Source organism: Prevotella sp. P5-108 (assembly GCF_002251385.1).
Lineage (GTDB): Bacteria > Bacteroidota > Bacteroidia > Bacteroidales > Bacteroidaceae > Prevotella.
In genome coordinates this window covers 1-13,394 of record NZ_NPJJ01000061.1, presented here as the reverse complement: position 1 = coordinate 13,394, position 13,394 = coordinate 1, and the positions used below count along the sequence as shown (strand labels likewise).

Genomic DNA, 13,394 nt, shown 5'->3' with positions numbered 1-13,394 from the left:
CCGTCGCTGCCCGTCGCCTCTGCCGTCACGCCGACGGTGGCAGCGGATGCTCGCCAGGCCGCCGGCAGAAGGACAAAAGTCACGTTAATTGCCGATTATGTTGGCTTATTCTCATATTTTCATTATCTTTGCAGCGATTTATAATACATTAATACTTACAGCCCTTAACGGGCGAGGAGTAAACAATACCAACAACAATGAATATACTGAAGAAATACTGGCTCGATGCAGCCGCAGTAGTTTTGTTTGCGCTGATAGCGTTTGTCTATTTCATGCCTGCCGACCTTGACGGCCGCATCCTCTACCGCCACGACTCGTCGGCGGGTCGCGGAGCTGGTCAGGAGCAGTCGGAATATCACGCCCGCACCGGCGAAGTGTCGCGCTGGACCAACGCCACATTCAGCGGCATGCCCACCTATCAGACTGCGCCGTCGTATTCGAGTACCAACGGTCTGCAGAAGGTCATGGACGCCTACCATCTGTGGCTTCCCGAGAATGTGTGGTACGTCTTTGCCTACCTCTTGGGCTTCTACATCCTGCTGCGCGCCTTCGACTTCCGCAAGGAGCTGGCTGTGCTGGGATCCATCATCTGGGCGTTCTCGTCGTACTTCTTCATCATCATCGCCGCGGGCCACATCTGGAAGGTGATGGCGCTGGCCTATCTTCCGCCCATGATTGCCGGCGTGGTGCTGGCCTATCGCGGTCGCTACCTGAGCGGCTTGCTGCTCACAGCCATCTTCACCGCTTTTGAGGTCAAGGCCAACCACGTGCAGATGACCTACTACTATCTGTTCATCATCCTCTTCATGGTGATAGCCTTCCTCGTTGAGGCCATCCGCAGCCACCGCCTCGACCGCTTTGCCAAAGCCACCGCCGTCTGCTTCGTGGGCGCCGCGCTGGGCATCTGCATCAATCTGAGCAACCTTTACCACACCTGGCAGTATGGCCAGGAGAGCATGCGCGGAAAGAGCGAGCTGGTCAAGAAGAACGCCGCCAACCAGACCAGCAGTGGACTGGACCGCGACTACATCACCCAGTGGAGCTATGGCATCGACGAGACATGGACGCTGCTCATCCCCAATGTCAAGGGAGGCGCCTCTGTGCCCCTCGCAGCCAATGAGACCGCCATGGAGAAGGCCAACCCTGAGTTCTACCCCATCTACCAGCAGATAGGACAGTACTGGGGCGAGCAGCCCGGCACCAGCGGCCCCGTCTATGTGGGTGCCTTTGTGCTCATGCTCTTCGTCCTCGGCCTCTTCATCGTCAAGGGGGCCATGAAGTGGGCTCTGCTCGCAGCCACCGTGCTGAGTGTACTCCTCTCGTGGGGTCGCAACTTCATGCCCTTTACCGATTTCTTCCTCGACTACGTGCCCCTCTACGCCAAGTTCCGCACCGTGGCGTCTATCCTTGTGATAGCCGAGTTTACCATCCCTCTGCTTGCCATGATGGCGCTGCGCCGCATCGTGGAAGACCCGCAGGTGCTCACCCGCAATATGCGCTGGGTCTACGTGAGCTTCGGCCTCACCGCCGGCGTGGCTCTGCTCTTCGCCCTCATGCCCGGCTTCTTCTTCAACGACTTCATCTCTTCGTCCGAGCGTGTGGCGCTCGGCCAGGTACCCGACGAGTATCGTCACGCCCTTATGGCCAATCTCACCGAGATGCGTCAGGCCGTGATGACCGCCGACTGCTGGCGCTCGTTCTGGATTGTTACCGTGGGCGTGGTGATGCTGCTGCTCTACCGCATCAACAAGCTCAAGGCTGCCTACATGATTGCCGGCGTGGGAGTGCTCTGCCTGGTAGACATGTGGCAGGTCAACAAGCGCTACCTCAATGACGGCATGTTTGTAGAGAAGAGCGTGCGCGAGGCACCCCAGCCCATGAGCCACACCGACCAGCTCATCCTCAAGGACAAGGGTCTGGACTATCGTGTGCTCAATCTCGCCACCAATACCTTCAACGAGAACGAGACCTCTTACTACCACAAGAGCATCGGAGGCTATCATGCCGCCAAGCTGCGCCGCTACCAGGAGATGATAGAGGCTTACATCAATCCCCAGATGTCGCGTATCATGAAGGCAGTGGCCGACAGCGACGGCGACATGACCCGCGTCAACGGCGACTCGCTCTTCCCCGTGCTCAATATGCTCAACACCAAGTATATCATCGTCCCCCTGCAGGGCGGACAGACCGTGCCTCTGCTCAATCCTTATGCCTACGGCAACGCATGGTTTGTAGACCGGCTCACCTTTGCCGACAACGCCAACCAGGAGATAGAGCGCATAGGCCAGATTGACCTGCGCCACGAGGCTGTGGCCGACAAGCGCTTTGCCGACGTGCTGGGCGAGGCTGTGGCGCAAGACAAGAACTCTGTGGCCAAGCTCCTCGCCTATGAGCCCAACCAGCTGACCTACGAGGTAAGCTCTGACAAGGGCGGCGTGCTCGTCTTCTCCGAGGTCTACTATCCCGGATGGACCGCCACCATCGACGGACAGCCTGCCGAGCTGGGCCGCGTCAACTACATCCTGCGCGCGCTCCGCGTGCCTGCCGGCAAGCATCAGGTCAAGCTCGCCTTCTTCCCCAAGAGCGTCGATACCACTGAGACCATAGCCTATGTGGCTTATGTGGTGCTGCTGCTCATCATCGTGGGCGGACTCTACGACACCTGGCGCCGCAAGAAGAATAATCAAACGACACATTAATACTCTATAAGATATGAAGAAACTGCTCTCCCTGCCCCCCAATCTGGTGGGATGTTTCCATGACATAACCGGTCTGTCTGATACCGAATGGTTCTGCACCAACGACCCCGTGGGCCGCAAGCTCGGCTCGGGTGGCGGCACCACCTGGTTGCTCCAGGCGTGCTACAAAGCCCATGGCAATGGCCGTAGCTTCGACGAGTGGCTCGCTGCCGACCGTCGTCTGCTGCTCCATGCCGGCGGACAGAGCCGAAGACTGCCTTCATACGCCCCTTCGGGCAAGATACTCACGCCCATTCCCGTGTTCAGATGGGAGCGCGGCCAGCGCCTGTCTCAAGACCTGCTCTCCCTGCAGGTGCCCCTCTATCAGCGCATCATGAACCAGGCGCCCGAGGGTCTGCGCACGATGATTGTCAGCGGCGATGTCTACATCCGCGCTACCCAGGCGCTCCAGCCCATCCCCGATGCCGACGTGGTGTGCTATGGCCTGTGGCTCGGACCCGAAATAGCCAAGGACCACGGCGTCTTTGTCTCTTCCCGCCAGACTCCCACCCAGCTCAAGTGTATGCTTCAGAAGCCATCGATGCAGACACTGGGTCAGCTGCAGAAAGAGCATTTCTATCTGACCGACATCGGCGTGTGGCTGTTGTCCGACCGCGCCGTCAAGGTGCTCATGCGCCGCTCTATGCGCGACGGCGAGGTGACCAACTATGACATGTACGGAGAGTTTGGCTGCTGTCTCGGCACCGACCCCACCATCGACGACCCCGAGGTCAACGACCTCAAGGTGGCCATACTGCCTCTGCCCGGCGGAGAGTTCTATCACTTCGGTACGTCGCACGAGATAGTCTCGTCTATGCTTGACATCCAGAATGTCGTCAACGACCAGCGCGAGATCATGCACCACTCGCTCAAGCCCCATCCCTCCATGTTCACCCAGAACTCTGAAGTGGAAATCAAAATCACCGAACACAACCAGAACCTCTGGATTGAAAACAGCTGTGTGAGCGCCCAGTGGACCATAGCCCATGAGAATATCATCACTGGTGTGCCCCGCAACCAGTGGAAGATAGAACTCCGTCCCGGCCAGTGTGTCGACATCGTGCCCATCGGCGACGAGAGCTACGCCATACGCCCCTATGGCTTCAACGACAAGTTCCGCGGCGACATCACCGATGGCGTGACCGAATACTTGGGTGAACCCTTCACCCGCTGGGCCGAAGAGCGCGGCATCGATGCCGCCGCCATCGAAGGCAAGGACGACCTGCAGTCGGCCCGCATCTTCCCCGTGGTCGACAATATCAACGACGCCGGCCTTGTGCTGAGATGGATGCTCAACGAGCCTTATCAGCAGGGTGGCCGCGTGGTATGGAACGAGGCCCGGCGTCTCAGCGCCGACGAGATTTCGGCCCAGGCCAATCTGCGTCGTCTCGTCGAGCAGCGCAGGGAAAACCGTGCGCAGAACTGGTCGTTCCTCTCCCACAACTACGCCCACAGCGTGTTCTATCAGGTAGACCTCGACGATGCCGCCCATGAGTTTGCCGCCAACCACATAGCCGAGCCCACACCTCTGCCTGCCGACGAGCCTCTGCTCACCCGCATCCACGATGCCATGTTCCGCTCCGAGTTGCAGCGGCTCAATGGCAAGGACGGCTCCGAGAGCGAGGGCCGCGCCTTCAGTCTGCTGCGCGAAGGCCTCACCCAGACCGTGCTCGCCCAGAAGCAGCATCCCCGTCTCTCGGTCTACTCCGACCAGATAGTATGGGGTCGCAGCCCTGTGCGCATCGACATCGCCGGTGGCTGGACTGACACCCCTCCCTTCTGCCTTATGGAGGGCGGCAACGTCATCAACCTCGCCATCGAGCTCAATGGTCAGCCGCCTCTGCAGACTTATGTCAAGCCCTGCCGCGACCATCATATCATCCTACGCAGTATCGACCTCGGCGCTTCTGAGGTCATCACCACTTTTGAAGAGCTGCGCGACTTCCACCATGTGGGCAGTCCGTTCTCCATACCCAAAGCAGCACTGGCGCTGGCGGGCTTCCTGCCCGAGTATTCGGCTGAGCAGTATCAGTCGTTGGCGCAGCAACTTGCCGCCTTCGGCTGTGGTATCGAGGTGACGCTGCTCTCTGCTATTCCCGCAGGGTCGGGCTTGGGCACGAGCAGCCTCTTGGCTTCGACCGTACTTGGCGCCATCAACGACTTCTGTGGTCTCATGTGGGACAAGAACGAGATTGGCCGTCGCACCCTTGTGCTCGAACAGCTCCTTACCACCGGCGGCGGATGGCAAGACCAGTTTGGCGGTCTGCTCCAGGGCATCAAGCTGCTGCAGACGGGCAAGGGCTTTGACCAGAACCCAGTAGTGCGCTGGTTGCCGTCATCTCTCTACACCCAGCCCGAGTACCGCGCGTGTCATCTGCTCTACTATACGGGCATTACCCGCACCGCCAAGAAGATACTGGCAGAGATTGTGCGCCGCATGTTCCTCAATCAGCACGACGAACTGGCGTTGCTCCGCGAGATGAAGCAACATACCATCGATATGTTTGAAGCCATCCAGCGCGAAAACTTCGACGAGATGGGCCGGTTGGTCCGCAAGACCTGGCAGCAGAACCAGCTGCTCGACAGCGGTACCAACCCTGCCGAGGTGGCACGCCTCACCTCGCTCATCGATGACCTCTGCCTCGGTTACAAGTTGCCCGGAGCCGGTGGAGGTGGTTACCTCTACATGGTGGCTAAAGACCCCGAGGCTGCAGCCCGCATCAAGCAGATTCTCCGTGAGAACCGTCTCAACGCCAATGCCCGCTTCGTCGATATGTCGCTTAGCGACAAGGGTCTTCAGATCAGCCGCAGTTAAGGCCACGACATACGTAGAATCAGAACTTACTATAACAGTCAGAACGCAAATGCCCACCCCCGTGGCATTTGCGTTCTGCATTTTATCCCGTATGTCTGGTTGCGCGGAGGGCCTCGGCAGCGCGCCCCGATTTGCTTCCGCCATTCCCGTTAGTATACTCCTTCTTCCACAAAGTCATCACTTGAGTAGAGAGATTATCTCCGGCGGTCTGGTGGGTAACTTGTCTGTGCTGGAGGGTAACTCTGGCGGCTCGTATCGATTGAAACGAGGGCTCGTGTCGTTTGAAACGTGGGTCCGTGCCTTTCGTTACGTGGCCTCGTGCCTTCTGATACGAGCCAGCCAAGAGCTCTCGGGCGCGAGTCAATGGGCTTCGGGCGCGACCGATATGGCTTGGCGTAAGACTATGCATGGATTGCCGTCAGCCTTGGCAGCCTTGCCGCCTGCTGCTGTTCCCTATAACAGCAGACACGGGCAAGTCTCTGTGGATAGAGGCTTGCCCGTGTCTTGTGGGGTGGGGTGCTGGGTTTGGGTTATGGCTGGCTGTCGTCGAGAAATCCCTGTCGGCGTAGCGCCTTGATGAGCGTGGCAGAGATGGCCTCGTTGTCCTTGCGCGTGTAGCGGATGTCGGTGAATATCTGGGCGAGGGTCTGCACGTTGTTGATTTCCACGAAGTGGCGGTTCTCCTCGGTGGCTTCCTTCTCGGCATAGGCGGCGTCGGTGCGTTCGGGCGTATAGTCGGCGTAGGTCTCCTCGTGCACGATGGCGCTCAACGGCAGACGGTCGGTCTGCGCCGGATGCTCGTCGGGCCAACCCAGAGTGATGGTGGCGACGGGGAATACCAGCGGGGGCAGCTGCAGGGTGTCGATGATGGCCTCGGGGCAGTAGACGGTGGTACCCAGGAAGCAGAGCCCCAGCCCCTCGGCCTCTGCCATGTTGCAGAAGGTCTGGCAGTAGAGCAGTGCGTCGGTGGCGGCATTGATGAAACTCAGCAGGTTGTCGTATCCGGGATGGCCCTGTCGCTGCTCTGCCCACAGGGTGGTGCGCCTGTAGTCGGCACAGAAGGTGAGCACCACGGGGGCTTGGGTCACCATAGGCTGGGAGAAATGGGCGGGAGCGAGCCGCGCCTTCATCTCGTCGCTGCGGGTCACTACGACCGAATATAGTTGCAGGTTGCCCATCGTCTGGGTACGTTCGGCATCGCTGAGCAGCCGATGGAGCAGCGCCTCGTCAATGGGCTGCTGGGTATAGCGGCGTATGGAACGCCTGGAAGTAAACTGTGTCATCTTTTTGGAAAACTTTTCTGCGACAAAGTTATCTAAAGTTTTCCAAAACGGAAAACAAATAATCGATTTCTTTTATGAAAAATTCCATGAAAACGCTCGCTCATGTTGAAAAAATGTAGTAGCTTTGTAGTCCGACATATTATAATAATTATCCAACTTGTTATGAGCGAACTGAAAACATATTCTTACGACGAAGCATACCGTGCCACGCTCGCCTATTTTGACGGCGATGAGCTGGCAGCCCGAGTATGGGTCAACAAGTATGCCATGAAAGACAGCGCGGGCAACATCTATGAGCAGACGCCCACAGATATGCACTGGCGAATAGCCAATGAGATCGCGCGAATAGAGAACAACTATGACAATCCGATGAGCGCCCAGGAGGTGTTCGATGTGATAGACCATTTCAGATACATAGTGCCTGCCGGCAGCCCCATGACGGGCATCGGCAACAACCATCAGGTGGCCTCGCTGAGCAACTGCTTTGTGATAGGCCTCGACGGCGATGCCGACTCTTATGGCGCCATCATGCGCATCGATGAGGAACAGGTGCAGCTCATGAAGCGCCGCGGCGGCGTGGGTCACGACCTGAGCCAGCTGCGCCCCAAGGGCTCTCCCGTCAACAACTCTGCCCTCACCTCTACCGGACTGGTGCCCTTTATGGAGCGATTCTCCAACTCTACACGTGAGGTAGCGCAGGACGGACGCCGTGGAGCGCTGATGCTCTCGGTGAGTATCAAGCACCCGGACTCTGAGGCGTTTATCGACGCCAAGATGACCGAGGGCAAGGTGACTGGCGCCAACGTGAGCGTGAAGCTCGACGACGCCTTCATGCAGGCAGCCGTCGACGGGAGCGACTATGTACAGCAGTTCCCCATCGACAGCGACCAGCCGATGATGACAAAGACCATCAATGCCCGCCAGTTGTGGGAGAAGATAGTACACAACGCATGGCAGAGCGCCGAGCCAGGTGTGCTCTTTTGGGATACCATTCTCCGCGAGAGCATCCCCGACTGCTATGCCGACCTCGGCTTCCGCACAGTGAGTACCAATCCCTGTGGCGAGATACCTCTCTGTCCCTACGACAGCTGTCGACTGCTGTGTGTCAACCTCTACAGCTACGTGGTCAACCCCTTCACCCCCGAAGCCCGTTTCGACTTCGACCTCTTCCGTCGTCATGCCCGCGCTGCCCAACGCATCATGGACGACATCGTAGACCTGGAGATGGAGAAGATAGACCAGATAATGGACAAAATCAAGCATGATCCCCAGAGCGATGAGGTCAAGGAGGCCGAGTATCATCTCTGGGAAAAGATACGCCACAAGAGCGGTCAGGGCCGTCGCATCGGTGTGGGCATCACCGCCGAGGGCGATATGCTCGCTGCCATGGGTCTGCGCTACGGCACCCAGGAGGCTACCGACTTCAGCGTCGAGGTACACCGTACCCTCGCCCTTGGCGTCTATCGTGCCTCGGTCGATATGGCTCGCGAGCGTGGCGCCTTTGCCATCTACGATGCTCACCGCGAGGAAGCCAACCCCTTCATCGGCCGCATCCGTGAGGCCGACCCCGAGCTCTATGCCGATATGGTCAAGTATGGCCGTCGCAATATAGCCTGTCTCACCATCGCGCCGACAGGCACCACGTCGCTCATGACGCAGACCACATCGGGTATCGAGCCCGTATTCATGCCCGTCTACAAGCGTCGCCGCAAGGTCAACCCCAATGACGCCGATGTGCATGTGGACTATGTAGACGAGGTGGGCGACAGCTTCGAGGAGTATATCGTCTACCACCGCAAGTTCCTCACCTGGATGGAGGTCAACGGCATGGATATCCACAAGCGTTACTCGCAGGAAGAGATAGACCAGCTGGTGGCTCGCTCGCCTTACTACAAGGCTACTGCCAATGATGTGGACTGGCTCATGAAGGTCAAGATGCAGGGCGCCATCCAGAAGTGGGTAGACCACTCTATCTCCGTGACAGTCAATCTGCCCAACGAGGTCGACGAGGCTCTCGTCAATCGTCTCTACGTCGAAGCCTGGCGCTCCGGATGCAAGGGCTGTACCATCTATCGCGACGGCAGCCGTTCGGGTGTGATGATGTCGGTGAGCAAGAAGGACAAGAAGAAGGAGAAGAACCATCAGGCCGAGGCTGCGGTTTCGCCCTGCCAGCGTCCGGCTGTCACCGAGACCCGCCCCAAGGAACTCGTGTGCGACGTGGTGCGCTTCCAGAACAACCGCGAGAAGTGGGTGGCTTTTGTAGGACTGCTCGACGGCTATCCCTATGAAATCTTCACTGGTCTGCAGGACGACGAGGAAGGTATCGTGCTGCCCAAGACCGTCACCCGTGGCAAGATAATCAAGCAGACCAACGAGGACGGCAGCCATCGCTATGACTTCCAGTTTGAAAACAAGCGTGGATACAAGACTACTGTCGAGGGCTTGTCTCAGAAGTTCAACCCCGAGTATTGGAACTATGCCAAGCTCATCTCGGGTGTGCTGCGCTACCGTATGCCTATCGACCACGTCATCAAACTTGTGGGTTCGCTCCAGCTCAATGATGAGAGCATCAACACTTGGAAGAACGGCGTGGAGCGCGCGCTCAAGAAGTATATCGCCGATGGCACCCAGGCCAAGGGACAGATGTGCCCCGCCTGTGGTCAGGAAACCCTTGTCTACCAGGAGGGCTGCCTCATCTGCACCAACTGTGGTGCCAGCCGTTGCGGTTGATGCCTTATATATAATAATAGCAATCACTAAGATGAAACTCAACTCCAGTTATATTTATCTGCAAGACCTGCGCTTTCACGCCTATCACGGTGTGGAGGCGCAGGAGCGTATTGTGGGCAACGACTATCTTATGGACGTGCGCCTGCAATATCCTGTCGACCAAGCCATGCTCAGCGACAATGTGCTCGACACTGTCAACTATGCCGATGTCTACCGTGTGCTCGAACAGGAGATGCAGGTGCCCAGCAATCTGCTCGAGCGCGTGGCTTACCGCATTGCCGACCGCATCTTCCGTCGCTTCGCCTTTGTCAAGAGCATTGACATCAGACTCACCAAGCTCAACCCGCCTATGGGTACCAATATGGGTGGTGCCGGTGTCGAGCTCCACTTTGACAATGACCATGCTTAGCGCCGAGAGCGGAGCCTCTATGGCGGGGATGCCCCGGGCGGTCATGGGCCACGGCGCGCCTACGCCATCTGTTATTTCCACTCTCATGTAAGTCAAACTAATACTTTTATCTATGAAATCGATTATCATTATGCTCATGTCGTGTCTGGTCGCAGTGACAGTCTCTGCGCAGGGAATTATCCGCAGACCGGCGGCAACTAAACCCAAGCCAACAGCAACTAAACCCAAGCCAACAGTAAGGAAACCCCAGAGTCGCGGCAGTAGTGCCGTAAGGCCCAAGCCTGCCCATCCGAAGAAGGCAGACCCCATCAACTCGCTGGCAGAGCCTCTGCGCTCCCACCTCAAGAAACTCATGGCCGATATGGTGCTGGTAGAGGGCGGTACGTATATGATGGGCGACCCCAATGGAGATTGGGATAACGAGTACTGCATCGAAGTGCCGCATAAAGTTACCCTCAGCTCGTTTTATATCTGCAAGTATGAGGTCACCGAGGCGCTTTGGACCGCTGTGATGGGCAGTAATCCGTCAAAGTATCCGTCGGGAGACAACTATCCGGTTGAACAAGTGAACTGGTATGACTGTCAGGACTTCGTAGAGAAGCTAAGCGAATTGACCGGACGCCACTTCCGTCTGCCTACAGAGGCCGAATGGGAGTATGCTGCACGTGGCGGCAAGCGCAGTCGTGGTTATAGATATAGCGGTAGCTACGCTCTTGATGAAATAGGATGGCATGTAGGTAATGCACATTACTACAAGAGGGAAGTAGGAACCAAAAAGCCCAATGAACTGGGCCTTTATGACATGACTGGAAATGTATGTGAATGGTGCCAGGACAAATTAGATACCGAATATTATCATCATAGTCCATCCATTAATCCCCAGGGACCGGATAGGAGTACATACAAAGATAACCGTTGCTTTAGAGGTGGCTCGTTCTGTGATGAGGAGAAGTATGACGAGTTGAAAGTATATACACGCAATACTGGGATGCCCCCAGAGGAAAAATATGGCCATCTCGGACTGCGTTTGGCCATGTCTGTAAACTAATGGCTCCGTCGGGTTTTATGGTAACGAGAAGACGCTTACCCTGCGTTATGCCCTCGCCTTCGGCCGAATGGTCGAGGAGCGTTGCCCCGATGTGCGAGTCATCTGTATCTGCATGCGTGATGACCATGCTTAGCGCCGGGAGCAGAGCCTCTGTGGCGGGGGTGGCTCGGGCGGTCATGGACTACGGTGCGCCTACGCCATCTTTCATTTCCACTCTCATATAAGTCAAACTAAAAATTTTTATCTATGAAATCGATTGTCATTATACTCATGTCGTGTCTGGTCGCAGTGACAGTCTCTGCGCAGGGAATTATCCGCAGACCGGCTGCAACCAAACCCAAGCCAACAGTAAGGAAACCCCAGAGTCGCGGCAGAAGTGCCGTAAGGCCCAAGCCTGCCCATCCGAAGAAGGTAGACCCCATCAACTCGCTGGCAGAGCCTCTGCGCTCCCACCTCAAGAAACTCATGGCCGATATGGTGCTGGTAGAGGGCGGTACGTATATGATGGGCGACCCCAATGGAGATTGGGATAACGAGTACTGCATCGAAGTGCCGCATAAAGTTACCCTCAGCTCGTTTTATATCTGCAAGTATGAGGTCACCGAGGCGCTTTGGACCGCTGTGATGGGCAGTAATCCGTCAAAGTATCCGTCGGGAGACAACTATCCGGTTGAACAAGTGAACTGGTATGACTGTCAGGACTTCGTAGAGAAGCTAAGCGAATTGACCGGACGCCACTTCCGTCTGCCTACAGAGGCCGAATGGGAGTATGCTGCACGTGGCGGCAAGCGCAGTCGTGGTTATAGATATAGCGGAAGCTACAATCTTGATGAAATAGGATGGCATGCAGGTAATGCCAAGCGGTATTCTTGGAGTTCATTGGGTGACAAGAAAGAGGTGGGAACCAAAAAGCCCAACGAACTGGGTCTTTATGATATGACTGGAAATGTGAATGAATGGTGCCAGGACAAGCATAACGATGATTATTATCGCCATAGTCCCACTACCAATCCCCAAGGACCGGATAGGAGTACATCCAAAGATAACCGTTGCCTGAGAGGTGGCTCGGTCTGGGATGATGATAAGTATGACGAGTTGAAAGTATATCATCGCCCTCGTGGTGGGATGCCCCCAGAGGAAAAATATGGCCATCTCGGGCTGCGTTTGGCCATGTCTGTAAACTAATGGCTCCGTCGGGTTTATGGTAACGGCGCCGAAGACACTTAATAAATGATAAAACTTGACAGCCGCTGGCGGTTTTATGATGAATATTTGTTAATTTTGCATTGTTATTCATGTAGATATGATTAAGCGAACAGTCTTGGCTCTCTTGCTGGCGCTCCTTACCATCCCGATGATGGCCGACGGGCGCCGATTTACCCTGGTCATTGACGCCGGCCACGGCGGTCACGACTTTGGCGCACCCGGAGCCGTAACCAATGAGAAGACGCTTACCCTGCGTTATGCCCTCGCCTTCGGCCGAATGGTCGAGGAGCGTTGCCCCGATGTGCGAGTCATCTATACCCGTAAGCGTGATGTGTTTATCAAGTTGATAGACCGTGCCGAAATCGCCAACCGCAACAAGGCCGACCTCTTCATGTCATTCCATATCAACGCCGTCGAAGGCAGCCGCTCGGCACGTGGTTTCCAGACCTGGACGTTGGGCCGTGGAGCCAGCACCGGCAACAAGGGCATCATGGAAAACCTCGATGTCGCCAAGCGAGAGAACTCCGTAATCCTGATGGAGAAAGACTACAAGCAGGTGTATAAAGGCATAGACCAGAACTCTGCCGAGAGCGACATCATGTTTGAGTTTATCGCCGACAAGAACCGCGAGCGCAGTGTGGAGCTTGCCAAACTCATGCAGCGAGAGGTGGGCCGCGCCACCGGACGTATCAATGCCGGCGCCCACCAGAACAATCTGGCCGTGCTGCGTCTCTCGTCAATGCCCAGCTGCCTCCTGGAACTCGGCTTCATATCCACCCCCGACGAAGAGCGTTTCCTCAACTCCGATGCAGCGCTCAACCTCTACACCCAAGGCATCTTCAACGCCTTCTTGCAGTACAAGATGCGATTTGCAGACAAGATTACCGTACCTTATAAGGCTGACGACAACACCCCGAGGGCGTTGCCGCAGATAGTACCCGACGAGTATCGCAAGCAGCAGCCTGCTGCCCCGGCACCCGCAGCCACCCCGCAGCCCCAGACAGCGGTGACGCGCCAGACAGCCACCGTAGATGCCCAGCGCCAGGCAGCCACCCCCGACACTGCCCAGGCTCCCTCCGCTCCGAAGGCCGAAGCCAAGACTTCCGCCCCTGCTCCCACAGCGCCCGCGCCTGTAGCCAAGACTCCCGCCCCCGTCGTGAAGACT

The 13,394-nt window shown here is 56.9% G+C and carries 8 protein-coding genes; 7 read left to right on the top strand and 1 reads right to left on the bottom strand.

Features of this window, described 5'->3' with window-relative positions; all coding sequences use genetic code 11:
• The first annotated feature begins 197 nt into the window (after window positions 1–197).
• The gene (locus CIK95_RS11905) at window positions 198–2,699 is read left to right on the top strand and encodes a YfhO family protein (protein WP_094467100.1); all 2,502 of its coding nucleotides are present in this window, start codon (window positions 198–200) and stop codon (window positions 2,697–2,699) included.
• Window positions 2,700–2,712: 13 nt separating this feature from the next.
• Window positions 2,713–5,553, top strand: a complete 2,841-nt coding sequence (locus tag CIK95_RS11900) for a bifunctional fucokinase/fucose-1-phosphate guanylyltransferase (protein ID WP_094467099.1) — start codon at window positions 2,713–2,715, stop codon at window positions 5,551–5,553.
• A 530-nt stretch (window positions 5,554–6,083) separates the two neighbouring features.
• Here CIK95_RS11900 and CIK95_RS11895 read toward each other — a convergent pair.
• Entirely contained in the window at window positions 6,084–6,836 is a 753-nt protein-coding gene (locus CIK95_RS11895) for a nitroreductase family protein (protein ID WP_094467098.1), read from the bottom strand.
• Between the two features lie 162 nt (window positions 6,837–6,998).
• Here CIK95_RS11895 and CIK95_RS11890 point away from each other — a divergent pair, with 162 nt between their 5' ends.
• From CIK95_RS11890 to CIK95_RS11870, 5 genes are all read left to right on the top strand, one after another.
• Complete coding sequence (locus CIK95_RS11890) at window positions 6,999–9,566, top strand: adenosylcobalamin-dependent ribonucleoside-diphosphate reductase (protein WP_094467097.1); 2,568 nt, start codon at window positions 6,999–7,001, stop codon at window positions 9,564–9,566.
• Window positions 9,567–9,597: 31 nt separating this feature from the next.
• The gene (gene folB / locus CIK95_RS11885; protein ID WP_022309784.1) at window positions 9,598–9,975 is read left to right on the top strand and encodes a dihydroneopterin aldolase; all 378 of its coding nucleotides are present in this window, start codon (window positions 9,598–9,600) and stop codon (window positions 9,973–9,975) included.
• A gap of 112 nt (window positions 9,976–10,087) precedes the next feature.
• Window positions 10,088–11,023, top strand: a complete 936-nt coding sequence (locus CIK95_RS11880; protein WP_094467096.1) for an SUMF1/EgtB/PvdO family nonheme iron enzyme — start codon at window positions 10,088–10,090, stop codon at window positions 11,021–11,023.
• A 246-nt stretch (window positions 11,024–11,269) separates the two neighbouring features.
• The gene (locus CIK95_RS11875; protein WP_094467095.1) at window positions 11,270–12,208 is read left to right on the top strand and encodes an SUMF1/EgtB/PvdO family nonheme iron enzyme; all 939 of its coding nucleotides are present in this window, start codon (window positions 11,270–11,272) and stop codon (window positions 12,206–12,208) included.
• A gap of 118 nt (window positions 12,209–12,326) precedes the next feature.
• Window positions 12,327–13,394: N-acetylmuramoyl-L-alanine amidase (locus tag CIK95_RS11870; RefSeq protein ID WP_144007830.1), on the top strand; the 1,068-nt coding region annotated here is incomplete at its 3' end.